Annotated in this window: 22 protein-coding genes; 6 read left to right on the top strand and 16 right to left on the bottom strand. The window is 69.3% G+C overall.

Annotation, left to right across the window (positions count from 1 at the left end; all coding sequences use genetic code 11):
* Positions 1 to 631 precede the first annotated feature (631 nt).
* Both TX83_RS06065 and TX83_RS06060 read right to left on the bottom strand, forming a co-directional pair.
* The gene (locus tag TX83_RS06065; RefSeq protein ID WP_222423727.1) at positions 632 to 1,699 is read right to left on the bottom strand and encodes a hypothetical protein; all 1,068 of its coding nucleotides are present in this window, start codon (positions 1,697 to 1,699) and stop codon (positions 632 to 634) included.
* 203 nt (positions 1,700 to 1,902) lie between these two features.
* Entirely contained in the window at positions 1,903 to 2,583 is a 681-nt protein-coding gene (locus TX83_RS06060) for a DsbA family oxidoreductase (RefSeq protein ID WP_064747040.1), read from the bottom strand.
* A 330-nt stretch (positions 2,584 to 2,913) separates the two neighbouring features.
* On the opposite strand from TX83_RS06060, the gene TX83_RS06055 reads away from it, so the two are divergent.
* Positions 2,914 to 4,203: a CynX/NimT family MFS transporter gene (locus TX83_RS06055; RefSeq protein ID WP_079248072.1), complete on the top strand. Its 1,290-nt coding sequence runs from the start codon at positions 2,914 to 2,916 to the stop codon at positions 4,201 to 4,203.
* A gap of 212 nt (positions 4,204 to 4,415) precedes the next feature.
* Positions 4,416 to 6,029: an N-acetylmuramoyl-L-alanine amidase gene (locus tag TX83_RS06050; RefSeq protein ID WP_064747039.1), complete on the top strand. Its 1,614-nt coding sequence runs from the start codon at positions 4,416 to 4,418 to the stop codon at positions 6,027 to 6,029.
* Between the two features lie 288 nt (positions 6,030 to 6,317).
* Here TX83_RS06050 and TX83_RS06045 read toward each other — a convergent pair whose 3' ends face one another.
* Positions 6,318 to 6,860, bottom strand: a complete 543-nt coding sequence (locus TX83_RS06045) for a DUF6630 family protein (RefSeq protein WP_064747038.1) — start codon at positions 6,858 to 6,860, stop codon at positions 6,318 to 6,320.
* 222 nt (positions 6,861 to 7,082) lie between these two features.
* Positions 7,083 to 7,292, bottom strand: a complete 210-nt coding sequence (locus TX83_RS06040; RefSeq protein WP_064747037.1) for a cold-shock protein — start codon at positions 7,290 to 7,292, stop codon at positions 7,083 to 7,085.
* 424 nt (positions 7,293 to 7,716) lie between these two features.
* Between TX83_RS06040 and TX83_RS06035 the strand changes: the two genes are divergently transcribed.
* Positions 7,717 to 8,439 (top strand): polymer-forming cytoskeletal protein, encoded by a 723-nt coding sequence (locus TX83_RS06035; protein WP_064747036.1) that lies wholly within the window; start codon positions 7,717 to 7,719, stop codon positions 8,437 to 8,439.
* Positions 8,440 to 8,448: 9 nt separating this feature from the next.
* Here the strand turns inward: TX83_RS06035 and TX83_RS06030 are convergent, their stop codons facing one another.
* The 4 genes from TX83_RS06030 to TX83_RS23640 all read right to left on the bottom strand — a co-directional run bounded on the left by TX83_RS06030 (position 8,449) and on the right by TX83_RS23640 (position 14,537).
* A complete protein-coding gene (locus tag TX83_RS06030) occupies positions 8,449 to 9,363 on the bottom strand; it encodes a HEAT repeat domain-containing protein (protein WP_064747035.1) in 915 nt (304 codons plus the stop codon).
* A gap of 159 nt (positions 9,364 to 9,522) precedes the next feature.
* A complete protein-coding gene (locus tag TX83_RS06025) occupies positions 9,523 to 10,290 on the bottom strand; it encodes a M23 family metallopeptidase (RefSeq protein ID WP_064747034.1) in 768 nt (255 codons plus the stop codon).
* 56 nt (positions 10,291 to 10,346) lie between these two features.
* Positions 10,347 to 12,479 (bottom strand): SpoIID/LytB domain-containing protein, encoded by a 2,133-nt coding sequence (locus TX83_RS06020; RefSeq protein ID WP_064747033.1) that lies wholly within the window; start codon positions 12,477 to 12,479, stop codon positions 10,347 to 10,349.
* Between the two features lie 132 nt (positions 12,480 to 12,611).
* Entirely contained in the window at positions 12,612 to 14,537 is a 1,926-nt protein-coding gene (locus tag TX83_RS23640; protein ID WP_064747032.1) for an N-acetylmuramoyl-L-alanine amidase, read from the bottom strand.
* Positions 14,538 to 14,878: 341 nt separating this feature from the next.
* Here TX83_RS23640 and TX83_RS06010 point away from each other — a divergent pair, with 341 nt between their 5' ends.
* Positions 14,879 to 17,005, top strand: a complete 2,127-nt coding sequence (locus TX83_RS06010; RefSeq protein ID WP_064747031.1) for a hypothetical protein — start codon at positions 14,879 to 14,881, stop codon at positions 17,003 to 17,005.
* A gap of 126 nt (positions 17,006 to 17,131) precedes the next feature.
* Here TX83_RS06010 and TX83_RS06005 read toward each other — a convergent pair whose 3' ends face one another.
* The 3 genes from TX83_RS06005 to TX83_RS05995 form a co-directional block, all read right to left on the bottom strand.
* Positions 17,132 to 17,623, bottom strand: a complete 492-nt coding sequence (locus TX83_RS06005; protein ID WP_064747030.1) for a hypothetical protein — start codon at positions 17,621 to 17,623, stop codon at positions 17,132 to 17,134.
* A 342-nt stretch (positions 17,624 to 17,965) separates the two neighbouring features.
* A complete protein-coding gene (locus TX83_RS06000) occupies positions 17,966 to 19,099 on the bottom strand; it encodes a lactonase family protein (RefSeq protein ID WP_261370034.1) in 1,134 nt (377 codons plus the stop codon).
* 245 nt (positions 19,100 to 19,344) lie between these two features.
* Positions 19,345 to 20,115: an SIMPL domain-containing protein gene (locus TX83_RS05995; protein ID WP_064747028.1), complete on the bottom strand. Its 771-nt coding sequence runs from the start codon at positions 20,113 to 20,115 to the stop codon at positions 19,345 to 19,347.
* A 176-nt stretch (positions 20,116 to 20,291) separates the two neighbouring features.
* On the opposite strand from TX83_RS05995, the gene TX83_RS05990 reads away from it, so the two are divergent.
* Together TX83_RS05990 and TX83_RS05985 are read left to right on the top strand one after the other, a co-directional pair.
* Positions 20,292 to 20,546 carry a DUF3297 family protein gene (locus TX83_RS05990; RefSeq protein ID WP_064747027.1) on the top strand — a complete coding sequence of 85 codons (255 nt, stop codon included), beginning with the start codon at positions 20,292 to 20,294 and terminating at the stop codon, positions 20,544 to 20,546.
* A 222-nt stretch (positions 20,547 to 20,768) separates the two neighbouring features.
* A complete protein-coding gene (locus tag TX83_RS05985) occupies positions 20,769 to 21,245 on the top strand; it encodes a DUF2165 family protein (RefSeq protein ID WP_064747026.1) in 477 nt (158 codons plus the stop codon).
* A gap of 28 nt (positions 21,246 to 21,273) precedes the next feature.
* On the opposite strand, the gene TX83_RS05980 is transcribed toward TX83_RS05985, so the two are convergent.
* From TX83_RS05980 to TX83_RS05960, 5 genes are all read right to left on the bottom strand, one after another.
* A complete protein-coding gene (locus TX83_RS05980) occupies positions 21,274 to 21,756 on the bottom strand; it encodes a tetratricopeptide repeat protein (RefSeq protein WP_064747025.1) in 483 nt (160 codons plus the stop codon).
* Positions 21,757 to 21,925: 169 nt separating this feature from the next.
* The gene (locus tag TX83_RS05975) at positions 21,926 to 23,290 is read right to left on the bottom strand and encodes an amino acid permease (RefSeq protein ID WP_064747024.1); all 1,365 of its coding nucleotides are present in this window, start codon (positions 23,288 to 23,290) and stop codon (positions 21,926 to 21,928) included.
* 219 nt (positions 23,291 to 23,509) lie between these two features.
* A complete protein-coding gene (locus tag TX83_RS05970) occupies positions 23,510 to 24,271 on the bottom strand; it encodes an ABC transporter permease (protein WP_064747023.1) in 762 nt (253 codons plus the stop codon).
* Positions 24,268 to 25,284, bottom strand: a complete 1,017-nt coding sequence (locus TX83_RS05965) for an ABC transporter ATP-binding protein (RefSeq protein WP_064747022.1) — start codon at positions 25,282 to 25,284, stop codon at positions 24,268 to 24,270. Before TX83_RS05965 ends, TX83_RS05970 begins: the two co-directional genes overlap by 4 nt.
* A gap of 138 nt (positions 25,285 to 25,422) precedes the next feature.
* Positions 25,423 to 25,633: SRPBCC domain-containing protein (locus TX83_RS05960; protein WP_141233386.1), on the bottom strand; the 211-nt coding region annotated here is incomplete at its 5' end.

Genomic DNA, 25,633 nt, shown 5'->3' with positions numbered 1-25,633 from the left:
ATTATAGGTCCAGGAAAACTCGAGCGGAAATGGGCCCTCGCCGCGGTACTCGACCTTGGACTCGAATTTATTGCCGTTGCCCGCGTTGATCGGATCGCCGAAGCATTGACCCGGGCACTTTGGCGCACCCGCATTCTTTGACGGCTGTGCTATCTGGCCCGATCGAAACGAACCGTAATACCAACTGTCTCCGTCACGAAGCCAGCCGGCATCGTAAGCGCCTACGCAGTGTCCCGATCCGCTATACCCATGCGCCTCAACAAAATCCTGGCAAGCCTGCTTGGCCTCAGCTTCCGTGGCGCACGTTGCTTCCACCTTGCGATGCGTCGGATATATGCTGTAGCTATATTCCTCCTCACATGCCAACGCAGGCCTGGGCAGAACCAGCAGAATCAAGCAAAGCCCAAGCAACAAACCCCAAGACAGCTGCGTACGAAACAAATGCCGAGCTTGCATGGCGAAGCCCTCCCTGGCGCCAAAGATCGGGAGAATTTGACACGTCGCGTGAGGCCCCGCAACCAATCCCGCTTGGCACATTAGACGCCATAACACCGTGCGAGTGCGTAGGCCCGGCCGTACGCAACTGGGCAGCCGAGGCCGCACGACTTCAGCGGGTCAGCCAAGTCACGATTCAGCGATACGGGTTGTAGGTATAGACCGGGCTGCTCGCCTCCGGGATGCGGAAGTAGTTCGCCGCCAGCGCGGCCGGATCGCTCGCCAACGCGCCGCGAGCCGGAACGTCGTCTTTGTCGTCCCAGCCCCAGGGCGCGTTGGCCGCATTCGCCGTGCAGCCGATCGCGCCACTGCCGCAACCGCCGCTCTTGTCGCCGGCGAAGTTGCCGTAGCCGGAGAACAGCCAGGTGTTGTTGCGCTGTTCCCATAGCCCACCCGGCTCGAAGATATCGATCAGCTTGTACTGGACATGGCGATCATCGGGGCCGGACGGTACTTCGGCCACGCTCGACGAGGGGTAATAGATCACGCCATCGCCGCGGATGTCATAGGCCGGCCACGCCTTGAGCCCATGCCCCTTGGCCTCTTGTGCGGTGACCGGATGCGGCAAACCCTGGTGAGCCAGGAAGGACAGCGTGCCGTCGACGTTCTCGGCATTGCCGGTCCAGTCGCTGCCGGCCGGAACATAGGAGAAAAAATCGGTATGGGCGACGGTGACCGCGGCCTTGAGCCGGCCATAGGTCGACCCGTCGCGGGCGATCGCGAACATCACACCCTCGGCATCGTTCTCGTGCTCAGTGTCGAAGAACGAGTCGGTCCAGTCGCGCGGATGAAAGAACAGGTAGGTGATGTACCAGTGCGTGGCGGTTTCGACCACCGAATAGTAAGCATGCGCCGCCAGCGGGTACGCCGCCTGGCCGGCGTGATCCCAGTTGTTGCGCGCGTCCAGGTCGCCATCGAAGTCGTAACGGGCAATGTAGTCGGCTGCGCCGCCGAGCGCATGCGCGCCGGTTTGGTCGACATCTTGGTAGTGCACCGGCGCCCAGCGCTGGGCCAATACGGCGCGGTCGGCGGCGGATTGCGCCGATAGCGCGAAGGCGGGATCGGCGAACACTGCGCACATCGCGGCCATCGCGGCCGTCGAAACGGAAGCAAACCGGACCGCCATCGCGACTCTCCTTGCGGGGGAAAGCCCCAGCATGGCCGCGAACCTGTGGCAGGAATGTGGCAAGCGGCGCAAAGGCAACCATGCGCGCCCCTTTCCCGTCTCACTTTAAAAAAAAAGGCTGGCGGGCGATGAACCGGCTGGCAAACGAGGGGGGGGGCGCGGCCCGGAGGCCGCGACGACGATGCTACGCAGCGCCATGCCGACGCACAAGCCGGCATACGCCGGGGTTCACGTCGCAACTCGCTCGCGCCGTGTGCCGCACGCTCGCGCGCGGCGTCTTATCAAGTGGCGGATGCCGCCGGCATCGCCGCGATCTGGCGCAAGGCCGCCTCGAACTGCTCGACCGGCTGTCCGCCCTGGATCAGGTGGCGGTCGTTGAGAATCACCGACGGCACCGCGCGTATGCCCTGGCTTTGGTAGAACCGCTCCTGCTCGCGCACCTGCGCCGCGTACTCGTCGGACTCCAACACCTGCCGCGCGCGCTGCGCGTCCAGGCCGACCAAGGCGGCGACAGCGGTCAGCACCGATGGCGAGGATACGTCCTGACCATCGGTGAAATACGCCTTGAGCAAGGCGTGCTTGAGCGCGCGCTCCTGCGCCGGGCCGACGGTGCCGGCCCAATGCAACAAGCGGTGCGCGTCGAAGGTGTTGTAGATGCGGTTACGGGCGTTGAACTCGAATCCCAGCGCGGCGCCGCGCTGGCGCAAGGCCTCGCGATTGCTGGCCAGCTGTTCGGGGCCCAGGCCGTACTTGTGCGCCAGATGCTGATCGACGTCCTCGCCTTCGGCGACCATTTGCGGGTTGAGTTCGAACGGTTGGAAATGCAGATCGACCTGGATCTCGTCGCCGACCCGCGCGATCGCCTGCTCCAACGCGTTCAGACCGACTGCGCACCAGGGGCAGACCACGTCGGAGACGAAGTCGATCTTGATCCGCGGGGGCGTGGATGCGGCGTGGCTCATGCTCGAACTCCGTACGCGAGGCTGTCGGGAAGACTCCCACGATGCGGCCGCGCCGCGGCCGGTTCAATCCGATGACGCTCGCATGCGCGGATCGATGCGTTCCATCGCCATCGGACTGCAGCCCGCATCGGCGCGCCTTCGGGGTGGATTTCACGTGGGCCTCACCGGACTTTGCCGCAACTGACCGTTGCTGCCGCAGCTATGGCGCGCACCTCGTGCGGCGCCCACACTGTCGGTCCGCGAATCCCCGCCGCGCGCCTTCGCCGTCCTGTTCGCACCTGTCCGCCACTTTTCGCGCTCGTTGCGCGTTTCCGCTTACTCCATCCCTACATGAGCGCTCCCGCCGTCTCCGCCACCGCCGGTTCCTCCGCCCGTCCGCTATGGCAGGACCGGGCGTGGGTACTGGCCGGCATCGTGCTGTCGGCGTTCACCCTGCGCACCGCGGTGACCTCGCTGACGCCGCTGCTGGAGGCGCTGGGCCACGAGTTCGGTTTCGGTTCGACCATGACCGGCGTGTTCGGCATGGTGCCGACCGCCGCATTCGCCTTGTTCGGCGTGGCTACGCCGGCGTTGGCGCATCGCATCGGCCTGGAACGCGCCGCCCTGCTGGCGATGGCGCTGGCCGCGGCGGGCCTGTTCGCACGCTCATTGGCCGGCGGCACCTGGCCCTTGCTCGCCGCCTCGGCGGTGGCGTTGGCCGGCATGGGCATCGGCAACGTGGTGCTGCCGCCGTTGGTCAAGCGCTATTTCGCCGACCGCGTCGGTACGCTCAGCACCGCCTACATCACCGTGTTGCAGCTCGGCACCATCCTGCCCGCGCTGGCCGCGGTGCCCCTGGCGCAGCAGGCCGGCTGGCGAGTCTCGCTGGGCTCCTGGTCGCTGGTCGCGGTGGCGGCCGCGCTGCCGTGGCTGGCGGTGTTGTGGCTGGAGAAGCGCGGCGACTCGGCGCAGGCTCGCGCCCTGGCCGACACGCACGATCGCGCGGTGCGCAGCGGCGACGAAGCGCCGGAACTGGCCGCACCGCCGGCGCCGAGCGCGCGCGGCCGGGTGTGGCGTTCGCCGGTGGCCTTGGGCATGACGTTGATGTTCGGCATGACCTCGCTGATCACCTACTCCATGTTCACCTGGCTGCCCAAGCTGCTGACCGAGGCCGGCGGCAGCGCAGCCCTGGGCGGCAGCATGGTCGCGCTGTTCTCGACCCTGGGCCTGGTCGGGGCGCTGTGCATTCCCTCGCTGGCGGTGCGCATCGCCAATCCGTTCCCGCTGGTGATCGGCTTCCTGCTGTGTTTCCTCGGCGGCTTCGCCGGCCTGTTGCTGGCGCCGATGCAGCTGACCTTCCTGTGGGTGGCGCTGGTCGGCCTGGGCCCCAGCACCTTTCCCTTGGCGCTGACCCTGATCAATCTGCGCACGCGCACGCCGGCCGGTTCGGCGGCCCTGTCGGGCTTCATGCAAGGCCTGGGCTACACCGTCAGCTGCCTGGGCCCGCTGCTGTTCGGTTGGCTGCACGACCTCAGCCACGGCTGGTCGTGGCCGTTCGCGATGCTCGCCGCCTGCCTGCTGGTGCTGGGCGCCGGCGCATATCTGGCCTGCAAGCCGCGCATGCTCGAAGACAGTTGGTAGAAGCTGCGGCGCGGCGCCGCATTCATCGGCGCGCGAACGCGCAGCGCGCTGGCGCGCTGCGCCGGACTGGAAGCCAGGCCACAGATTACAACTGTGCGCAGCATCGTTTTCCGGCAGCGTGTCACGTCGCAGCAGCGATCGCTCACGACAATGATCGAACGGGATCCATACGCATCTTTCAACGGATACAGACTTCCGAAGGAGATCGTTCGATGCATCTGCACCCTCTCGCTGCCGTCATCGGCGGCGCACTGTGCTTGGCCGTCGGCGCGGCCGGCGCCGCCGAGCGGCCCAGTCTCGACAGCCTGCGTTTCGAATTCGACCGGACCCAAGCCCTGGTGCTGGCGCAAGCCCAGCGCGCCGCCTATCCGGCATATTTCCGCCGCGCCTACGCACGCTATCCCAACCTGCCCGCCGGCACGCTGGAGGCGATGGCCTACGCCGAAACCGGTTGGAACCACGTCCGCCCCGACCCGGCGCAGGATCCGCACGATCTGCACATGCCGCGCTCCTACGGCGTCATGGGCCTGTACCACGGCGGCGGTTTCGCCGATCAGGTCGGCGAGGGCGCACGCCTGATCGGACGTACGGCGCAGCAGGTGATCGACGACCCGGAAAGCAACATCCTGGCCGCCGCCGCCCTGCTCGACCGCGCGCTCGCCGCCAGCCAGGGCGGTACGCGCAGCCGCGCGGTGGCACGCAGCGAAGACCTGGCGCCGGCACTGGCGCGCTACGCCGGCTACGGCGCCTCCGACGGCGGCTTGGCCGCCTATGCGCGGCAGAGTTTCGCCTTCGGCGTGCTGGACACGCTGCAGCGCGGCGTGGATGCGCAGGGCGTGCGCATCGTGCCCCAAGCCCTGCAGTTGGAGCGCGCATTCGCGCCGGAGCAACTGCGCAAGCTGCGCGCGCCGGCGCTGCGCGTCGATGCCGCCGACGGCAGCGTACGGGTCGACGATGCGTTCGCGCGCGAGGTGGCGGGCGAGGTGCGCCTCGCACCGGCCGGCGACGTCTCGACCAAGGCGGTGGACTTCGGCGAAGCGATCTGGAACCCGGCCAGCTCCAGCAACTACAGCACCGCCGGCAACGCGATGAGCGCGGTGATCCTGCACACCATGGAAGGCTCCTACGCCGGTTCGATCGCGTGGTTTCAGAATCCAAGCGCGCAGGTCTCGGCGCATTACCTGATCCGCAAGTCCGATGGTCAGATCACCCAGATGGTGCGCGAGCACCATCAGGCCTGGCACGCCAAGTACCACAACAATTACACCGTCGGCATCGAACACGACGGCCGCGCCGCGGATGCGGGCAACTGGTCGAGCGCGATGCTCAACGCGTCGGCGCGCTTGACCAAGAGCCTGTGCGCGCGACGCGGCATCGACTGCCGCACGGCCTGGAACGGCCCCGGCTACGACACCTGGCATCTGGTCCCGGACAGCGTGCGGATCAAGGGGCACGGCATGCTGAGCCAGAACCAGAACCGTTACGACCCCGGCAAGTACTTCCCCTGGACCAACTACTACACCCTGCTCAACGGCGGCGGCACGCCGAGCCCGGGCAAGTACTGGGTCGACACCTTCGCCGACGCCACCGGCTACAAGTGGCCGTCGACGCTGACTCCGCTGGGCACGCTCTACAAGGGCACCCACTACGTGTATTGCAAGGCGTGGGGGCAGGAAGTGCGGGTCGGCGACAGCTACAACCATTACTGGCTGAAGACCGATCTGGATGTCGGCCCGGCCGGGGCCTGGGTGTCGGCGTATTACCTGAGCCGCTGGGGCAACGACGAAGCCCGCGACAATAGCGGCGCGGTGATTCCGGATTGCTGATCGCGGGTCGTTGCCGGCCGGTTGCCGGGCGGCCCTGACGCCGCGCTGCCAGGTTCGCAGCGCGGCGTCGTTTGGCGGGTGGGCGCGGTTTCGGCCGGCGACTGCGTCGTTGCGGCGTCTGCGCGCGCTCGGTCGCGGCTTACGCCGCGCCTATAGACGGGTGGTGTCGCCTCCCCGCGATGCGTTGTCGTGGTGGTCGCTGCCGTCGTTGTCGCTATCGGCAGGAAGCGCCGCGACCTGCGCGCCCGCGGTCGCGGCTCGCGCCGCTATGGCCGGCGCGAAGCGGGGTCAGAACGCGTCGCTGCCGGGGCGGATGTCGATGCCGAGGGCGGCGCAGACGGCTTGCATGTTCTCGTCGTCGCGACGCAGGGCGATCCAACCGGCATAGGCGTCGCCGCCGGTGTCGCGGTTCCACAGGGTGTAGCCGTACTCGCGCAAACGGTCGTAGGCGCGGGCCATCAGCTCGGGCACGTCGGTGCCGGCGAGGAAGTCTTCGTCGCCCGGGTCCTCCACGCCCCAGTCCACGCGCAGGTTCCAGCGCGCGGCGAGCTGGGCGATCGCGTCGATGAAGGTCTCGGTGTCTTTCCAGTCGACGTAGTAGCCCGAGGTCCAGTCGATGATCTCCTGCACCTGATCGGCGACGTCGCCGCCCTCGCCTTCCTCGCGCGCCTCGCGGAAGCGGCCGAATTGCTGCAGCGCGGTGTCCTCGTCGCCGGGGTTGATCAGCAGCAGCAACTGCCAGACCAGGGCTTCGTCGTCGAACTCGCGGTCGTCGTCGGCGAAATCGTAGCCGTCGTCTTCGTAATCGGATTCGTTGTCGGGTGCGCTCATGGCCGGGTCGATCGGGGTCGGATTCGGGAAAACCGCGCAGATGGTGCGCGCTGGCGCGCGGCTTGGGAAGCGCGTCCGGCGGCTCGCCGCCCAGCCGCCCGATTGCGAATGCCGGGCACCGGCAAGCGCTGCTCCGAAAACGAAAAAGCCCGGCTTGCGCCGGGCTTTCGCGGCCGCTGCGCCCGAGGGCGCGGCGGCGAGGTCAACGCAGAACCCGTAGGTTCAGAGCGCCTGCACCTGGTCGGCCTGCAGGCCCTTCTGGCCCTGGGTCACGACGAAGGAGACCTTCTGGCCTTCCTGCAGGCTCTTGAAACCGGTGCCCTGGATCGCGCGGAAATGCACGAACACGTCATCGCCGCTCTCACGGCTGATGAAGCCAAAGCCCTTGGCATCGTTGAACCACTTGACGGTACCGACTTCACGATCCGACATTTGCTAACTCCTTGAACATACTTAACTATGGATATACCGCCATCGGCGGCGTTGAGCTGGTTGCAAGGAGGAAGCCAGGTGAAACGATGGAGTGGATCAGCGATCTACGGCATCGGGTCACGACCTACGGTGACCCTTGACGAACTCAGCACGCACACCGTAGTGGTGTCCAGCACGAAAATCAATTGGCGCAAGGCATGGATGTTCAGCCGTTGCGGCAATCTGAAGCCGGGTTCACAGTCCCCGGGAGCCGCCCCGGCGCCCCATCCGGCCGCCGCCGGGGCCATCCGGCTGCGGTAGGAGATTGATTTAGTTCGATTTTGTGCCGCAGGTCCGGGTCTGGGCCGGCGATCGCCGGATTCGCGCAAGGTTTCCCAACTGAACGCTGTTCATACTTCCTGGCCCATTAGCCAGGGACGATCCGATGCCGTTGCACGAACTGGACACCCGCCTGGCGCCCCCGACTGCGGCCGATTTCGCCGCGGCCCGGGCCGGCGCCCCGCCCCTGCCGGTGTCGCCGGCGCCCGACTTCGTCGCGATCGAGGCCGCCGCGGTCGAGTGCGGCAGCTTCGCCGCCCTGGTCCGGCGCCTGTCCCCGTGCCATTGCGGCACCTTGTTCGGCGCGGCCCACCTGGCCCGACGCCTGGCGCCGGCGCGCACGGTACGCAGCGCCGGCGCCCGACTCGACGACGGCGCTCCCCGCGCCCTGGTCGGCGACCTGGAAGTCGAAGGCGACTTGTCGGTCCGCGCGGCCCTGGTCGTGGCCGGCAACCTCAGCGTCCACGGCGTACTGCGCGACGCCGGGCCAGCCTCGCGCATCGTCGTGACCGGCCACGTGCGCGCCGGCCATATCGACAGCAGCGGCCGGATCCTCGCCGGCGGCGACGTCGCCGCGCGCGGCCTGATCCACGGCGAGCGCCACGACGATGCGCTGGAGGCCTTGGGCACGATCCGCGCCCGTGCGGTGGTGGGCGATGAACACCGCTTCGAAGCCGGCGCCGGCTTCGACGTCGAACAGCGCCCGCTGCACGCCGGCGCCTGCGGCGAGTATGTGTTCGACCGGCGCGACCCGCGGCATATGGATCAATTGCTGACCGCATTCGGCGAGCATTGGGTGCAGCGGCTGGCGCCGGCCACGCGCAGCTGAGCGCGCGGCTCAACCGCCCTCGCCGCTGTCGGCATCGGCCTGGGCCTGGGCGCGGCGCCAGATGCCGTACTCGGCGCGGTTGAGACGGAACTGCTGCAAAGCGAAAGTCGCCGCGCCGCGGTCGGCGGCGCTCGAGCCCGGATCGGCCGCGATCGCCAACAGCGCTTCCTTGAGCCGGTCGCTGCGGATGCGCGAGCCCTGGACGCCGGCGATGGCCTTGGCCCGAACGTCCGGCGAGGGGTCCAGGATCGCGCGGTGCAGCAGGTCTTCGGTCTGCTCGCCGTCGTCCCACTGCGCCAGTTGCAGCACCGCCTGCGCACGCAGGGACGGATCGGAATGGCGCGCCAGCACGGCCAGTTCGGCGATCACCGGCGCGGCGTCCTCGCTGGGCATGGTCGCCGGGGTCAGCATCGCCACCAGTTCGCCCATGCGCTGCGGGTCGCCGCCCTGGCCGAGCTTGGCCAGCACGGTCTCGCGCACTTCGGCGCGGTCCATCGGGTAGGCGGCGAGCAAGGCCAGGCCGTCGCGTTCGTCTTCGGCGCGGGTGCTCGCCGTCAACGACACGGCCAGGCGCAGCACCTCGTCGCCGGACACGGCGTTGAGCAGGGCCAGCAGTTCGCCGCGCGCGACCGGATCGGTCTGATTGCGGTAGCGCTCCATCAGGCCGCGCAGGAAGGCCGGGTCGGACGCGGCGCGGCGGCGCAAGGATTCGAAACTGACCCGCTCGCTGCCGATCGAAACGTAGTCCGGCGGCGATGCGGACGCATCGTGCGCGGGCGCCGTCGCCCTCGGCGCGGCCGCCGCGGGGTTTTCCGGCGCCGCGGGCGCCGCACCGACCTCGCGCCGCGCCACGTAGGCGCCGCCCAGCGCGGCGCCGAGCGCGGCCGAGGCCAGTGCGATCAACAGGACGGCGGCAGGTTTCATGTTGCGGCGGGGATTGGGAGATTGGGAGATTGGGGATTGGCAGTCGACGCAGCGAGGAACGCGGGGCATCGGGCAAAAGAATACGCTGCGGCGTCGGGGGGACGCCGCAGCGTACGCCGGACGCGCGGAACGGCCGGCGAAAACGCAGGACTCAGCCGATCAGCACGGCGGCGCGACGCGGCCGTCCGAGCCGGTGTAGGTGTAGGCGTCCGGAATGAATCGACCGCTGCCGATCCGGTTCCAGATGTTGCTGGTGCCGTACGTGCCGGTGACCGAGCTGCCGGTGGTCTGGCACTGGATGGTCACGCTGGCGCCGTCGGCGAGGCTGCCGACGATCGAGTACGAAGTGCCCGGGCCCGAGCGCACGTTGAGCGGGGTGCCGCTGGTGTTGACCTGGCCGTTGGCGCCGCCGCTGCTGCCGCAGGAGTTGCGGCTGGTGTAGTCGTTGCTGCCGAAGTACAGGATCTGGCTGCCGTTGAACTTGATCTTCTGCGCGCTGCCGTTGAGGCGTTCTTCGAAGTGCAGGTGGGCGCCGGTGGAGCCGCCGGTGTTGCCGACGGTGCCGATCTGCCGGCCCATCGCCACGTTCTGGCCGACCGAGACCGAGAACGAGTTCAGGTGCGCGTACAGCGTGGTCCAGCCGCCGCCGTGGTCGACGACCACGTACTTGCCGTAGCTGGTGCTGCCCAGGTTGCGCACGACCGTGACCGTGCCGGCGGCGGCGGCGACCACGGTGTCGCCCTCGTCGTTGGCGCGGTTGAAGTCGACCGAGTTGACCGGGTTGTGGTTGGTGCGGGTCTGGCCCGACCAGACTTGGCCGCACGGGAACGGCATCTGGAAGTTCGGTGCAGCCTGCGCCGCGGAGCCGAACAGGGCGGCGAAGGCGAACAGCGCGGCGGCGGTTCGGGTACGGAGGGAACGAGGCATGGCTTGATGCTCCAGGTGAGGTCGCGCCGTTGCCCACGGCGCGACGCGGGGGGAAATCAATGGACGATCTGCACGTCGTCCAGATAGAGGTTCACGTCGTAGCGGGTCTGTTCGCGCAGGAACCACACCGCATCCAGGCGCACGCTGGCGGCGTCGATGCTGCCGTTGCTGGCGCCGGCCCAGGCGTTCCACTGCGCCGGGTCGTCCAGCGCCCACTCCAGCCAGGTCCACTGCCCGCTCGGGATCGCGCGCGCGACCGCGCGCTCGGTGCCGTCGCTGTCGTCGATGCTGAGCGAGGCGGTCATGCCGCTGGCGCCGGTGTAGACCCAGAACCCGACCCGGCCGCGCGCGGTCACCAGTTCCAGGTTGTTGGCCGGGGTGCCGCCGCCGGACAGCAGCCGCACCGCCCAGGCCGCGCTCACCGCCGGGTCGTCTTTCAGCAGCACGCGCAACGAGCAGTTGCCGCTCTTGCGGGTGGCGCAGTCCTGCTGGGCCAGCGAGGCGGTCGAGATGCCGACGGTGCTGCCGGACAGGGTCGGTGCGCTGGCGAAGCGGCCGACGCCGTTCTCGAACCCGTCCATCAGCACGGTGCCGCCGCTGACCCCACCGTCGTTGGCGAGGAAGGCGTTGCGCATGCCGCCGGGCTGGTTGTTGCCGTTGAAGTAGTGATTGGCGATCCAGCGCCAGTCGCGGCCCTGGTTGGCGGCCCAGCGCTGGGTGCCCCACTGGCTCATGCCGCGGCCGTGGCCGAAGCAGCCGCGGTTGCGGCCGACTTCGTCGCTGAGGCAGGGCCAGTTGTTGCGCGGCGAGCCGTTGCGGCCGTTGCCGCAGCTGAGGTCGTTGTTGACGCAGGACAGACCGTCGGAGGGATCGTCCCAGGCATTGTTCTCGGCCGAGTACTCGCTGAAAGCGGCGGTGCGGCCGTCGCGGGTCAGCAGCACGCCGCGGGTGGCCGTGGCCGCGGCGACCGTGGCCGAGACGCTGTCGGCGTTGAACGCCTGACAAGCGGTGCTGGCACAGATGTCATAACGGCTGTTGACCGGATGGGCGACGTAATAGGCCGCGTAACTGCGGTAGGCGACCGCGCCGGCGGCCAGCGAGTCGGCGTCCCAGGACGGGATCCATTCTTCGTCGAGGCCGCGGCCCACATAGTCCTCGAACGCGTACACCGACACGCTGCTGCAGGAGCGGCCCGAGCAGTTGGTGCCGACCCGGATGCTGCTCGGCACCGGCACGCTGGCCGCCTGCGCCGCCAAGCGTTCGGCCAGGGCGCGCGAAGCCGGCCGCGCCGGGTCCAGCGCCGCATCGGCCTGGGCTGCAGCGACGGCGTCGATCTGCGCCCGATCCGCCGCCGACACCGGCCGCTGCCGGTCGGCGCGTTCGCGCGCGCGCGCCTGCACGTGGCGGCGGTCGACCACCGCGACGCCGACGCCGGGTTCGAGATCGACGATCAGATGGCGGCTGTCGTTGAGCAGGGGCAGGCCGCTCAGGCGCTGGCTGCGATAGCCGGCGCCGGCGACGCGCAGTTCGATGTCCGCCGGCAAGGCCTCGCGATCGGCGGCCTGCGCACGCGGCAAGCGCGCTTGCAGTTCGAAGTAGCCGGCCGCGTCGGTCAGGGCCTGCTCGCCCTGGCTGCTGCGCACGCGCGCGCCGGCCACCGGCGCGCCGTCGCCGCGATCGTAGACGTGACCGCTGAACACCGCGCAGTCGGCGCAGGCCGCGGCCTTCAAGGCCAGCAGGTCCAGGGCCTCGGACGGCGCCGACGGCGACAGCCAGACCGTGATCGGCAGGCTCGGCGCGGCGTCGACGTGCAACGGCAGGGTCAGCGGCTCGTAGCCGGGCGCGGCGACAGTCAGCCGGTAATCGCCCGCGGCCAGGCTCGCGACCCGGCCGCCTTGCGCACCGGCGTTCAATTCGAGCGCGCGCGCGCCGTCGCGCTGCAGTTGCAGCTGCGCGGGCAATGCGCGACCGGTGACCGCATCGCGGACGCGGATATCGAGCGGTCGGCGCGACGCCGCGGGGTCGGCGGCGAGGCCGGACGCGCGGGTCGGCGCGGCCGGCGGTGCGGCCGGGCGCGCCAGCCATTGCGCGAAGACCGCGCCGGCCAGCAGCAAGGCCAGCGGCGCCGGCCAGACCGGCACGCGGCGCGCGGATGCGCGCGGCGGGCCGCGGTGCGGAGTATCGGGCATGGATTCCCCTGTGCGCCGTGACGGCGCGGCGTGAACGTTCAACGGGAGACGACGCCCGACGGAACGCCGGGCGCCGAGGCGACCGGGCGCGCGCAGGCCGGGTGCGGGAAGCCGGCCTGCGCGACGCGCCGATCAGTACTTGACCTGGACGTCGTCCAGATAGACGTTGACGTCGTACGCGGTCTGGTCGCGGTAGAACCACACCGCATCCAGCTTCACCGTCGAGGCGGTGATCGCGCCGTCGGCGCCGCCGACCCAGGCGTCCCATTGCGCGGCGTCGTCCAGGCGCCACTCCAGGTAAGTCCAGGCATTGGCCGGAATCGCGCGACCGACCGAACGCTCGGTGCCGTCGCTGTCGTCGACGCCGAGCGCCGCGCTCAGGCCGGTGGCGCCGGTGTAGACCCAGAACCCGACCTTGCCGTTGGCGCGGTTGAGCGCGGCGTTGCTGGCCGGCGTGCCGCTGGCCGAGAGCAGGCGCACCGCCCAGTCCGACGCGGTCGCAGTGTCGTCCTTCAGCAGCACCCGCAGCGAGCATTCGCCGTTCTTGCGCGTGGTGCAGTTGCGCTCGGCCAGCGAGGCCGAGGAGATGCCGGTGGTGCTGCCCGAATACGCCGGCGCGGTGTCGAAGTGGCCGACCGAGCTCTCGAAGCTGTCGATCACGTTGCCGGTGCCGCTGCCCGGATTGAGCAGGTTGTAGTAACGCGCCCAATCCCAGTTGATGCCCGGGTCGGTGTGGGTCTGGCTGCTGTAATGCTGATGGCCCTTCACCTTCACGCTGGCCGGCAGCACGTTGATGCCGCTGCCGGCCGGGCCCTTGTAGGCGCTGGCGCAGCTGATCGCGCTGTAGGTCGCGCAGAAATGCCGGGTCAGCGCGGCCGAGGCGTTGTACATCGCCGCGGTGTACCAGCTGGCGTTGTTGATGAAGCCTTCGTGCTCGATGCCCAGGGTGGTCTTGTTGTGCACGCCCACATGGTGGGCGGCGCGGCTCTCGCGCACCATCTGGGTGATCTGGCCGTCGGAGCTGCGGATCAGGTAGTGCGCGCTGACGCTGTTGGGATTGTTCTGGAACCAGGAGATGCTGCCGGCGTAATAGCCCTGCATCGTGTGGATGGTGACCGAATCGTAGGACGTGCGGGTGGAGTGATAGGGCGAGGCCACCCACAGCGCCGGGCCGTAGTCGGTGCTCTTGGTATCGAAGTTGGCCGCCGCCGGCGCGGTCAGGGTTTCGCTGCGCGGGTCGATCGCATAGCCCGATGCGGCAGCGCCCACTGCCTCGACTTTGTCGTTGGCCACGTCCAGGCGCACGAACGGCGCGCGCAGCTGGACCAACTTGCGCGCGTCGAAGGCGCGCTCCCAGGCGACCGCGCGCGCCGGCACGACGATGCCGCGATCGTTGACGCCCTTGTCCTGCGCCAGCAGCACGTCGAAGGCGAAGCTGGAACGCGCATGGTCCTGGATCGCGCTCTTGGCCGCGGCGCCGCTGCGGGCGAAGCCGGCGTAGCGTTCCAGCGCCGCGCGGGTGGCCTCGACCGGCGCATCGGCGCGCAGGCCGTCGGCGCGCAGCTCGCGGTCGATCAGCGCGGCCGCGGCGAGGATGTTGGTCGACGGGTCGCGCTGCACGCGCGCGGCCGGCACGCCGAGCAGGCGCGCGCCCTCGCCGACTTGATCGGCGAAGCCTTCGCCTCGGTACAGACCCATCACGCCGTAGGACCGCGGCATGTGCTGGTGCTGCTCGCCGTAGCCGGCCGCCTCCGGCTGCAGGTGCTGCCAGCGGCTCATCACATAGGCCACCGACTCCAGGGTGCCGCGCGGAATCGAGGGATAGCGCGCATAGGCTTGGCGGAAGTAGTTCGCGTACAGGGCGCGGTCGACCCGCGCCAGGGATTCTTCGACCTGCAGGCGTTGCGCCAGGGCGCGGTCTTCGGCCGCGGCCGGCGGCCGCGACTGGGCCAGGACCGGCGCGGCCACGGCCGCGATCAGGCCGGCCATGGCCAGGACGAGGGTGGAGCGGAGCGGGTGCCGCACGGCAGCGGAACGGACACCGGAATATTCGTTCATGATATTTATCCCCAAGAGAATTAAAAATTCCCGCGCCGCCCTTGTACTGCATTTGCCTGACCGGCAAGTGCTGCGCGATGGGTCGTGCGGTAGCAAAGTCGCGTTCCGCGACTGCGATCACTCGTGAATTGAGCGCGGCGGCGGAAGGCGGCAGAACGCCGACCGCCTTGGCGGTATGGACGCGATGCAGCGCCGCAAGCGCGCCCCGGCGAAATGCGCGAACGCGTCGTGCGCCACCGCCGGCGCACCTGGGGTAAACCCTAATGTTGCCGATTTGTGACATTGGATAGCGTGTCGCGGTTTAGGCACATCCGTTGCCGTAGCGACTTGGGGAGAAAGACATGAGTGGAGGAATCGGCGGCGTCAGCTGGCAGACGTTCAATCGCCTGCCGCCGGAAGACCAGCAGGCGATCCGCGACTCGGTCGCGCGCCAGGAGGCCGTGCAGAGCGAGCCCGCGGCGCCGGCCAGCGCGCCCGGCGCCGAGACGCCGCCGGCGCTGAAGCCGGCCGAGGCGAAGACGCCGGAGCAGGCGGTGGCCTCGATCAACGACCTGCCCTTGCCCAAGACCGACGACCTCAACGGCATGCCCGCGCCGGTGTACCAGTCGATCTACCAGCCGCGAGTGACCCAGTTCACCACCACCCGGCGCGAGGAAGCGCAGGCGGCGCTGGACCGCTTCGAGCCGAAGTGGGAGGACTACCGCGACAGCGGCCTCAACGGCGCCACCGCGAGCTACGAATACGGCGAGGCGCGCGACGCGTTCAACGACAACCCCTACGTCAAGGAACTCAAGCGCATCGTCGGCGAGGCCACCGACAAGCCGACCGAAGTGCCGGCCTACCTGCGCAACGATCCTTCGACCCGGACCAATCCCGAAGCGGTCACCAACCTGCCGATCGATACCGCGCGCACTGCGCTGAAGAACTTCGGCGTCGAGCTGCCGCCGAACCCGACTCCGCAGCAGATCGCGGCCGGTTACGAACTGCTCGGCGCGATGCCGCAGGACCTGCTCGCCTATGCGATCAACCCCGGCACCCAGGTCACCTACAACGCGCCGCTCGGCGGCATCGGCACGCCGTCGTTCATTCCGGTGCGCGCCGAAGCGGGCTTCAGCTTCGAAGGCAAGGTCGAGCTGTCCGACGTGCAGACCGGCGTCGACTTCCAGGAAACCCAGCAGTTCAAGACCTCGGTGCAGTTGCAGAGCGAGGCCGGCGTCGACGTCGGCAAGACGCCGCTGAACAAGCTCTACCGGGCCGCGACCTTGCTGCGCCAGGTGTCGCCCGAGGCCAAGGAGCTGATCGAAGGCTCGCCGCTGCTGAAGAACGTGGTCAAGGGCCTGCCGATTTCCGGCCACTACACCGAGTTCGAAGGCACTCGCCTGAGCTACGAAGCCACGGTGACCACGCAACAGGGGACCAAGCTCGCCGGCGGCGACATGAGCGGCATGCCCAACCCGCTGGACCCGCTCAACATGCCCACCGGCACCTCGGTGCTGATGCGCGGCCAGGACCTGCAGGGCTCGGATTTCGCGGTGAACTACAAGGCCTTCACCCTGGCCGGCAACCACACCGAACTCGACGGCGCCGGCTTCGGCGTGCGCAAGCTAGAAGGCTCGGTGGTCGAGGTGTATGCCGGCCCGATCCAGACCGTGGAGAACGCGACCTTCTTCGGCCTCGGCCGCGCCGGCACTGCGGCGATCGGGCTCAGCGTCGACACCAGCATGGAAAACCGCTCGCTGAGCACCGCGCGCATCGACCTGGCCACGCCGGAAGGCCAGCAGGCTTACCAGAACTTCATGAACGGCGGCCGCGTGCCGGACTGGAACCCGCCCGGCGTGCAGCGTTCGGGCACCAGCGAGGTGCTCAACGCCGAACACGCCACCCGCCTGGGCATCGACCTGGGCCCGCTGTCGTGGCAGGCCGGCGGCAACAGCCAGCTGACCATCACCCGCAACGTCTGGCAGGACGGCACGATCGATCAGCAGAACACCTACACCTCGGCCGACGGCATGACCAGCGACGTGCAGTTCCAAGTCGGTCGCGACGGCAAGCCGATCGACAGCAAGACCGAGTGGAAGATCGTGCTGAGCGATTTCAACCCGATCCTCACCTCCTACCTCAACGCCGCCTACCGGCCCGACCAGGTCAACAAGGACTTCGACGGCGAACAGCACGTGCAACTGGAGTTCACCAGCGCCGAACTGATGGAGCTGCGCGACCGCAGCCGCGCCCACGTCGGCTCGGTCGGCGGCAAGGAGCATCTGGCCGACCTGGATTCGGGCCGGGTCACGCCGTGGAACACCAACGTCGCCGAGCACCTGGCCGTGGCCAAGACCTCGGACGAAGTGTTCGCGGTGTTGAGCAACGACTTCCATACCAGCCAGATCCCCGAGGACCTGCTGGCGATGGTGTTCGAGCAGGGCAACCGCGCGGTACCGGGCACGATCCGGCTCAAGGACGCCGGCTGACGGACGTCGGCCAGCGGCATGCGCGGCGCAGCCAGGCCCGGCCATGCCGGGCCTGGTCGTATCCGCGCTGACGATCGACATCGGCGCCCGCCCCGCACGCGGCGCGCGGACGCAACGTGCGCATCGCTAGCGCGCGCGGCGGGCCTTGCGGGCGCGCCGGCCCAGGATCGCAAAGCGGGGACGCCGCCACCGCCGTCGCGCCGCCGCGGGCGAAACCCGGCGCCCATCGCGACCGAGCGCGATGCGCACCGCGGCGCAGGCGATCCCCGCGCACAGCAACGACACCAGCGCCTGCGCGCCGACTTCCAGGACGAAGCGCAGCGGCTGTTCGGCGAACGCGAACGCAGCGCGGCGCTGGCGCACCACACCGGTCACGGCGGTGACGAGCAGATTGGCCGTGCCCCACAGCGCGGTGCTGGCGCAGACCAACGCCAGCAGCGCCGCGACCACGCGCGCAGCGGCGCCGACCGGCGCGGAACCGACGGACGGCGACTCAACGCCGCTCATCAGCGGCACGTCGCGACGGCCCGGACGGACCGGCGCGACGGTGGCAACGATGGAAGGCCGGGCGGAAGACGACGAGCGCCGGTCGCTCCCCGGCGGCGGGCGGCGCTGCATGCCGAGCTCGCGACTTGGGGGCCGGCAGTGTCGGCGATGCACGCGCAGCGACCAAGCCCCGGACGCCCCGTTTCGCGAACGGAGCCACATTGCGTCGCCGTCGATGCGTCGAAACGAGACTTTGGCACTGGGGTGGGATTTGGGATTTGGGATTTGGGATTTGGGATTTGGGATTTGGGATCGCATGTTGAAAGCGTGATGTCGTTGCAAGCGCTTCGCATCAAAAAACACACGCCTTCCAACGCAACTCACCTACCAGCCCCTCTTTTCCAAGGGAGGAACACAAAAACGACCTCCCTCAGCCCCATTCCCCGCTCCCGAATCCCTAATCCCCAACCCCCCCTAAGGCACAAACTTCACGTCCGAAGGCGCGAACGCCGGCAGCGTTTGCAAGGTGGCGCCGAGCAGGCCGCTGTCGGGGTCGCGCGCGATCACCACCAGCGAACCGCTGTGCTGGTTCGCCACGACCAGATGACGCCCGTCCGGCGTCAGGGCGAATTCGCGCGGGCCGCGGCCTTCGCTGCTGCGGCGTTGCAGCGGACTGAGCCGGCCGCTGCCGGCCTCGACCGCGTAGACGGCGATGTGGTTGTCCTCGCCGCGATTGCTCGCATACAGAAAACGACCGTCGGCCGACAAATGCAGCGCGGCGGCGGCATTGCCCTCGCGCCGGCCCGGGTCCAGGGCCAGCGTCTGCACGATGCGCAAGCGATCCTCGTCGCGTTCCAGCACGACGACCTCGCCGCTCATCTCCAGGCTCAGATAGGCGCGCCGCCCCGAAGCGTCGAACAACAGATGGCGCGGCCCGCTGCCGGGCGGCAACGCCAGATGCGGCGTCTCCGCCGCGCGCAGCGGCCGCTCGGCGCTGCGTGCCGGGTCGTAGCGATAGACATAGACCTTGTCCGCCCCCAGATCGGCAGCGAGCAGATAGCGGCCGTCCGGGGTCGGCACCGCCGCGTGCACGTGGGTCGAGGCCTGTCGCTCGGGGTCGGCACCGCTGGCCAGATGGGTCATCACCTGCACCGCCGGCTGCAAGCGTCCTTCGCCGTCGACCGGCAGCACCGCCAGCGTGCCGCCGGGCGCGGCCGCGACCGCGTAATTGGCGACGAACAAGTACTTGCCATCGGCGCTGGCGCTCGCATGAGCGGGCTCGTCGCCGAGCGTATTGGCCTGCGACAGGCGCTGCGACCGCGCGTTGCCGCGGGCCAGGAGGTAACTGCTGGCGCGACCGACCGGATCGGCCGACGCCGGCCCGTTCTCGTTGAGCGCGAACAAATGCCGGCCGTCGGCGGAAAACGTAAGCCAGGACGGATTGTCGGTTTCGATCACTTCCAAGGGCTGCGGATCGATCCGCCCCTGGACCGAATCGAAGCGATGGCGCGCGATGCCGCGACACTGCGGGCCGGTATAGCAACCGATCAGCAGCTCGGTCGCACGATCGTGGGCGGCGGCGGCGGCGGGCGTGGCGGCAACACTCATCGTCAGACTCCAGGCAAGCAGGACGGATCGCAGGTTCATAGAAGTTCCGGCGTAACGGCGCGAGGTCCGATCCTGCACCAAGGCCGGCCGGATCGCCATGCCGTGTGCCGCGCATGCAGCGTCGGCGCGGCGCACGGATTTACACGCGCCGCTCTCGGGCGGCGCAGACGATTGCGCGGCAAGGGGTTCGCAGCACCGAAACGGCAACACGCGCCGGTGCCGGCGGCCGCATCGCCCGGCGCCGGCTAGCGCGCGTAGGCGTACTCGACCTCGACTTGCGCGGTCGTTTCGCTGCCGCGCACGGGTGCGTCGGCAGCGTAGTTGTAGGCGCGGGCGCCGTACTGACGTGCGGTCGGCGGTTGCGGCGTCCACCACGGGCGGTCGTCTTCGATCCGCACCGCGACCGGCCCGAGCAGGCGCCAGCCCGCAGCGGCCGCCAGCGTCTCGGCCTTGCGCTGCGCGTCTTGCAGCGCCAGCCGGCGCGCCTGGTTGGCGTACTCGGGCAGGCGCTGCGACAGCGGCTGGACCTGATCGAGCCCGTCGATGCCCAGCTCGGCCAAACGCTGCTGCAAACGCATCAAGGCCTCGCGGCTGCGCAAGCGCAGTGCGAACCGGGTCTGGTAGCGATAACGCGTCGCCGGCGCGTCGTCGCGCCGCTGCAGGCCCGGCGCGTCGGCCGCGGTTTCGTCCAGCTCGGCGCGCTGCGCCGCGATCGCATCGCGCGCCAGCGCCACGGCCTGCTCGTGCCGCAGCCGCGCCACGCCCGGCTCGGCCGCTTCGCTGACCACGACGAAGGCGAATCCGAACAGATCCGGCTCGAACGCGACCCGGCCGAAACCGGCGACGCGGAAGCGGCCGCCCTGCTGCGCAGGCACGGCGCCAGGCCGAACGGCGTCCTGTTCCGCGGCCGCCGCCCCCGCCGCGGCAACGGTCGGGCCGACGGCGGCCGGGCCAGCCGCGGACAGGCCCGCGCCGAACAGGCCGGCACCCAGCAGGTAAGTCCACAGTGGATTCATCGCGACATCGCCAGGGACGCAGAGGGCAAACGAAGCTTACCCCTCCCTCCCCGACCGCGGGACTGGGCCGGTGACGGCCACGCGCGTATCCTGACCGCCGCCGGCCGTGCCGGCACGCCGTCCGGCTGATCCTCAGCCCGCAGCATCCGCAAGCCCAACCGAACCGAGCCTTTCGCATGACCGACACCCCGCCCGACCGCCTCTCCAACGACCCGCGCAGCCCGTTCCACGACCCGGCCGTGCTCGAACGCGGCATCGGCATCCGCTTCAACGGCGCGGAGAAGACCAATGTCGAGGAATACTGCATCAGCGAAGGCTGGGTGCGCCTGCCGGTCGGCAAGTCGCTCGATCGCCGCGGCAATCCGATGACGATGAAACACAAGGGCCAGGTCGAGGCCTACTACCTGACCGCGGCTTCCGACGCCGAGTAATCGCGGCCGCTGCGCCGCCTTCGCGGGCGGGGCCGGCGCCCCACCCGCTGGCATGCCTCCTACTGGCCTGCCTGCCGCTGGCACGCCTGCCGCCGGCACGCCTGCAATCGGCATTTCCGGCCGCGGATTTTCTCGGCGGCCGATGTCCAAAATCGCCGTCCTGGATCGTCGAATCAGCAAACGCCCGCACCACCGCGGGCGCGCCGAACTCCAGGAGCCGCCATGTCCCCCGCTTTCAGCCTGATCGCCTTCAAGTTCGTCCTGCTCGCCGGCCTCGCCGCCTGGTTGAGCCTGGTCGCGTTCAACAACCTCGTCGCGTTCCGCAACGGCGTGTTCGCCATCGGCCAGATCATGCGCATGGCGCCGCTGGACCAAGCCCCGGCGATCCAGACCCCGCTGCAGCGACGCCGGGTCGAGGCGGCGCACTGGCACCGCGCGGTGTTCGCCCTGGTGTTGATCGCCGAAGCGGTCAGCGCGGCGCTGCTGTGGGCCGCGGCGTTCGGATACGCCGGCGCCAGCGCCGAGCCCGTCGCGTTGGCGACGCTCGCGCTGACCGCGTTGATGGCCACCAGCTTGCTGATGCTGCTCGGCGGCAGCTGGTTCGCCTACTACATCCGCCAGGACAATCTGCAGACCATGCACTTCGTGCTGATCGGGGTCGCTGCGGTGGCGACGATCGCGGTGAATCTGCGGGTTTAAGCGACCGCAGCGGGGTTCGCCGGCCCGCTCAGGCGGCGGCCGTTCGCCATTGCGCCAGCAGGCGGCGCATGTCGGCGGCCAGTTCGGGAATCGGTTGCGGCAGGCGCTGGGCGGCCTCGATCAGGCGGCAGGCGCGCGCGGTTTCGCCGCCAGCGGCGACATGCAGGGCGCGGGCGTAATCGCCCAGCGGCGCCGGCGCGTCCAGCACCGGGGCCAACCACAGGCTCGCTTCGCCGCCGGTGCCGCGCATCAGCAGCAGCTGCGCCAGTTGGAAGCGGGCCACGACGAACTCCGGCATCCGCCCCAGCACCACCCGCAGACGCTGCTCGGCGCGCTCGTACAGGCCGACCTGGGCGTGCTGGATCGCCAGCAGGTACTCGGCGTGCAGATTGTCCGGATCGCGCTCGAGCACCTGTTGCAGCAAGCGCACGGCTTCGACATCGCGCGCTTGCGCGATGGCGGTGTGGGCGCGCGCCAGCAGCGCGGTCAGGTCGGTGCGTGGTTCGGGCATGGTCCGGGCATTGTCCGATGAGGTCAGGACCGCGCGCTCCCCGGCGCGGCCCGGATCGGAACGCCTATTGTGCCGTGCCGGCCGGCAACGAAAAACCGACTGCGTCATAAGCGCGAACGCCGCCCCGCGCGGGCGGGACGGCGTTCGCGGCGAATCCGCCGGGCGCGGCTCAGGCCAGGGCTTCGCGGCGGTGGTAGCCCATCGCGTAGAACAGCACCGTCAGCAGGATCAGGAACGCCGGGCCGACGATCAGCGCCACCCGGGTGTCGGGGAAGTAGGCCATCAGCCCGATCACCAGCGCCAGGAAAGCCAGCGCGACCCACGAACCGAGCGGGTACATCGGCGCCTTGAACGCCAGCGCGGCGCGCTCGGCCTCGCTGAGGCGGGCGCGGAACTTCATGTGCGCCACCAGGATCACGCCCCAGGTCCAGATCGCGCCGAAGGTGGCGATCGAGGTCACCCACACGAACACCTTGGCCGGCGCCAGGTAGTTCAGCGCCACGCCGATCAGCAGCACCGCCACCGAGACCAGGATCGCCGCGCGCGGCACCCCGCCGGAGGTCCGCGCGAACAGCGCCGGCGCCTGCCGCTGCTGGGCCAGGTTGTAGAGCATGCGCCCGGTGCTGAAGATGCCGCTGTTGCAGGACGACAACGCCGCGGTCAGGACCACGAAGTTGATGATGCCGGCCGCCTCGCGGATGCCCATGCGCTCGAAGGTCATCACGAACGGGCTGCCGGTGGTGCCCAGCTCGTTCCAGGGGTACAGCGACAGGATCACGAACAGCGCGCCGACGTAGAAGATCACGATCCGCCAGAACACCGAGTTGATCGCATCCGGAATCGACTTGGCCGGATTGGCCGCCTCGCCCGCGGTCAGGCCGATCATCTCCACGCCCAGGTAGGCGAACATCACCATCTGCAGCGACATCAGCACGCCCTGCGCGCCGTTGGGGAAGAAGCCGCCGTGGCTCCACAGGTTGCTGATGCCGGTGGCGACGCCGTGGTTGCCGAAGCCGAACAGGATCATCGCCAGCCCGGCCAGGATCATCACCACGATGGTCACCACCTTGATCATCGCGAACCAGAACTCGAACTCGCCGTAGGCCTTGACCGCGATCAGATTGACCGAACCCATCGCCACCAGCGCCGCCAGCGCCCAGGCCCACTGCGGCGAGCCCGGGAACCAGACCTGCATGTACACGCCGACCGCGGTGATTTCGGCCACGCAGGTCACCAGCCACAGGAACCAGTAGTTCCAGCCGGTCAGATAGCCCGACAGCGGGCCGAGATAATCGCGGGCGTAGCGGCTGAACGAGCCGGCGACCGGGTGGTGCACGGCCATCTCGCCGAGGGCGCGCATGATGATGAAGATCGCCGCGCCGCCGAGCAGGTAGGCCAGCAGGATGCCGGGGCCGGCGAGCTTGATCGCATTGGCCGAGCCCAGGAACAGGCCGACGCCGATCGCCGCGCCGAGCGCCATCAATCGGATGTGGCGCTCGCTGAGGCCACGGTGAAGTTGCTGGTGATCGGTCATTCGCCCGGGCTCCCGCTGGCCGGCGCGACGACCGCACTGCGCTCAGCGCGGCCGGGCCGGGACCGGCGCAGCATACTCCGCGCGGCGCGGGTGCGGCAGGGTTGGGCGCCGTGCGCGCCTGCGCCCCGGCCCGCTCGCAGGGAAGGACCGACCTCTCAGCAACGGCAAGGCCCCTCTTCCGTTTACGGGAGCGGGGCTGGGGTAAGGGCGAGGCGCGCCTCAGCGCTTGAGCTTGTACCCCGTGCGGAAGATCCACCACACCGTCGCCAGGCACAGCAGCAGGAACCCGGCCGTCATGCCGACGCTGAGCCGGATATCCACATCCGACTGGCCGTAAAAGCTCCAACGGAAACCGTTGACCAGATACACCACCGGATTGAACAGCGACAGCGAGCGCCAGAACGGCGGCAGCATGTCGATCGAGTAGAAGCTGCCGCCCAGGAAGGTCAGCGGCATCACCACCATCATCGGGATCATCTGCAGCTTCTCGAAGCCGTCGGCCCAGACCCCGATGATGAAGCCGAACAGGCTGAAGGTGACCGCGGTCAGGATCAGGAAAACCGTCATCCACAGCGGATGCACGATCTGGAAATCGACGAAGAACCGCGCCGTGATCAGCATCAGCGTGCCCAGGATCACCGACTTGGTGGCCGCCGCGCCGACGTAGCCCGCCACCGCTTCGACGAAGGACACCGGCGCCGACAGCAACTCGTAGATCGTCCCCGACCACTTCGGCAGGTAGATGCCGAAGGAGGCGTTGGAAATGCTTTCGGTCAGCAAGGCCATCATCACCAGGCCCGGCACGATGAAAGCGCCGTAGCCGATGCCGTCGATCTCGACCATGCGCGAGCCGATCGCCGAACCGAACACGATGAAGTACAGCGAGGTCGACAGCACCGGGGTGGCGATGGACTGCATCAGGGTGCGGAAGGTGCGGTGCATCTCGAAGTAGTAGATCGCCCGGATCGCGTGCCAGTTCATGCCGCGCCCTCCGCTGCGTCGCCGCGGGAGGCGCCTTGCGCCGACGGCGACTTGACCAGATTGACGAAGATCTCCTCCAGCGAACTCTGCGTGGTGTGCAGGTCCTTGAAATCGATGCCGTGCTCGCCGAGCCGGCGCAACAGCGCGGCGATCCCGGTTTCCTCGGACTGGGCGTCGAAGGTGTAGGTCAGCTCGCCGCCGTCGGCCGACAAGGCCAGCGCCGGTTCGGCCAGCGACGGCGGCAACGCCGCCAACGGCGCCTGCAGTTGCAGGGTCAGCTGCTTCTTGCCCAGCTTGCGCATCAGCGCGCGCTTTTCCTCGACCAGCACGATCTCGCCGCGGTTGATGACGCCCACCCGGTCGGCCATCTCTTCGGCCTCGTCGATGTAATGGGTGGTGAGGATGATGGTGACGCCGCTGGCGCGCAGCCGCGACACCATCGCCCACATCTCGCGGCGCAACTCGACGTCGACGCCCGCGGTGGGCTCGTCGAGGAACAGGATGCTCGGCTCGTGCGACAGCGCCTTGGCGATCAGCACCCGCCGCTTCATGCCGCCGGACAGGGCCATGATCTTCTCGCCGCGCTTGTCCCACAGCGACAGCTCGCGCAGCACGCGCTCCAAGTAGGCCGCGTCAGGCGCCTTGCCGAACAGGCCGCGGCTGAACTTGACCGTGTCCCACACGGTTTCGAAGGCGTCGGTGTGCAGCTCCTGCGGCACCAGCCCGATCGTCGCGCGCGCGGCGCGGTAATCGCGGACGATATCGTGGCCGTCGGCGAGCACCGTCCCCTCGCTCGGGTTGACGATGCCGCAGACGATGCTGATCAACGTCGTCTTGCCGGCGCCGTTGGGCCCCAGCAAGGCGAAGATTTCGCCGCGACGGATGTCCAGGTCGACCCGCTTGAGCGCCTGGAAACCGCCGGCGTACGTCTTGGCCAGGCCGCGGATCGACACGATCGGCGCGGCGTCGCCGGGCGGAGCGGATGCAGCGGATGGAGCGGATGCAGACGACATGCGCGGGATAGCCTCCGTGATCGCGGGCCGGACGACGGTCGGGCGACCGCATGCATACGCCGCGCACCCGAGCCGCCGGGCGCTGCATTGCGATGCGGCCGCGGCCAGTGTACGAGCCGGCGCGCGGACGCGTCGCGCTCAGCGCTCGGCCAGATAGGCGTCGAGGCGCTCGAAGCACTCGCCCCAGCCCGGCACCACCTGCTGGGTCTGCACGTCTTCGCGCTCGCCGGCGCTGGCGAATTCCAGCTCCAACGTCACCTCGGTGTGGCCGTCGCTGCGCGCGGACAGGCTCACCCGGTTCAAGGACGGTTGCGGCGGGCGCGCCGGATCGTCCCAGTCGACCCAGTAC

Origin of the sequence: Lysobacter antibioticus HS124, from assembly GCF_000336385.2 — a bacterium.
GTDB classification, from domain to species: Bacteria; Pseudomonadota; Gammaproteobacteria; order Xanthomonadales; family Xanthomonadaceae; genus Lysobacter; species Lysobacter firmicutimachus.
The sequence above is the reverse complement of the archived record's forward strand: the minus strand, read 5'-3'. Positions and strand labels throughout refer to the sequence as shown.

Coding starts and splice junctions, on each gene's coding strand:
- TX83_RS06010 (WP_064747031.1), top strand. CDS start 14,879: ATGAGTGGAGGAATCGGCGGCGTCAGCTGGCAGACGTTCAATCGCCTG.
- TX83_RS06060 (WP_064747040.1), bottom strand. CDS start 2,583: ATGAGCCACGCCGCATCCACGCCCCCGCGGATCAAGATCGACTTCGTC.
- TX83_RS05985 (WP_064747026.1), top strand. CDS start 20,769: ATGTCCCCCGCTTTCAGCCTGATCGCCTTCAAGTTCGTCCTGCTCGCC.
- TX83_RS06020 (WP_064747033.1), bottom strand. CDS start 12,479: ATGCCCGATACTCCGCACCGCGGCCCGCCGCGCGCATCCGCGCGCCGC.
- TX83_RS06030 (WP_064747035.1), bottom strand. CDS start 9,363: ATGAAACCTGCCGCCGTCCTGTTGATCGCACTGGCCTCGGCCGCGCTC.
- TX83_RS06005 (WP_064747030.1), bottom strand. CDS start 17,623: ATGCAGCGCCGCCCGCCGCCGGGGAGCGACCGGCGCTCGTCGTCTTCC.
- TX83_RS05990 (WP_064747027.1), top strand. CDS start 20,292: ATGACCGACACCCCGCCCGACCGCCTCTCCAACGACCCGCGCAGCCCG.
- TX83_RS06050 (WP_064747039.1), top strand. CDS start 4,416: ATGCATCTGCACCCTCTCGCTGCCGTCATCGGCGGCGCACTGTGCTTG.
- TX83_RS06000 (WP_261370034.1), bottom strand. CDS start 19,099: ATGAGTGTTGCCGCCACGCCCGCCGCCGCCGCCGCCCACGATCGTGCG.
- TX83_RS05980 (WP_064747025.1), bottom strand. CDS start 21,756: ATGCCCGAACCACGCACCGACCTGACCGCGCTGCTGGCGCGCGCCCAC.
- TX83_RS05995 (WP_064747028.1), bottom strand. CDS start 20,115: ATGAATCCACTGTGGACTTACCTGCTGGGTGCCGGCCTGTTCGGCGCG.
- TX83_RS06040 (WP_064747037.1), bottom strand. CDS start 7,292: ATGTCGGATCGTGAAGTCGGTACCGTCAAGTGGTTCAACGATGCCAAG.
- TX83_RS05970 (WP_064747023.1), bottom strand. CDS start 24,271: ATGAACTGGCACGCGATCCGGGCGATCTACTACTTCGAGATGCACCGC.
- TX83_RS06055 (WP_079248072.1), top strand. CDS start 2,914: ATGAGCGCTCCCGCCGTCTCCGCCACCGCCGGTTCCTCCGCCCGTCCG.
- TX83_RS06025 (WP_064747034.1), bottom strand. CDS start 10,290: ATGCCTCGTTCCCTCCGTACCCGAACCGCCGCCGCGCTGTTCGCCTTC.
- TX83_RS23640 (WP_064747032.1), bottom strand. CDS start 14,537: ATGAACGAATATTCCGGTGTCCGTTCCGCTGCCGTGCGGCACCCGCTC.
- TX83_RS05975 (WP_064747024.1), bottom strand. CDS start 23,290: ATGACCGATCACCAGCAACTTCACCGTGGCCTCAGCGAGCGCCACATC.
- TX83_RS06035 (WP_064747036.1), top strand. CDS start 7,717: ATGCCGTTGCACGAACTGGACACCCGCCTGGCGCCCCCGACTGCGGCC.
- TX83_RS05965 (WP_064747022.1), bottom strand. CDS start 25,284: ATGTCGTCTGCATCCGCTCCATCCGCTGCATCCGCTCCGCCCGGCGAC.
- TX83_RS06045 (WP_064747038.1), bottom strand. CDS start 6,860: ATGAGCGCACCCGACAACGAATCCGATTACGAAGACGACGGCTACGAT.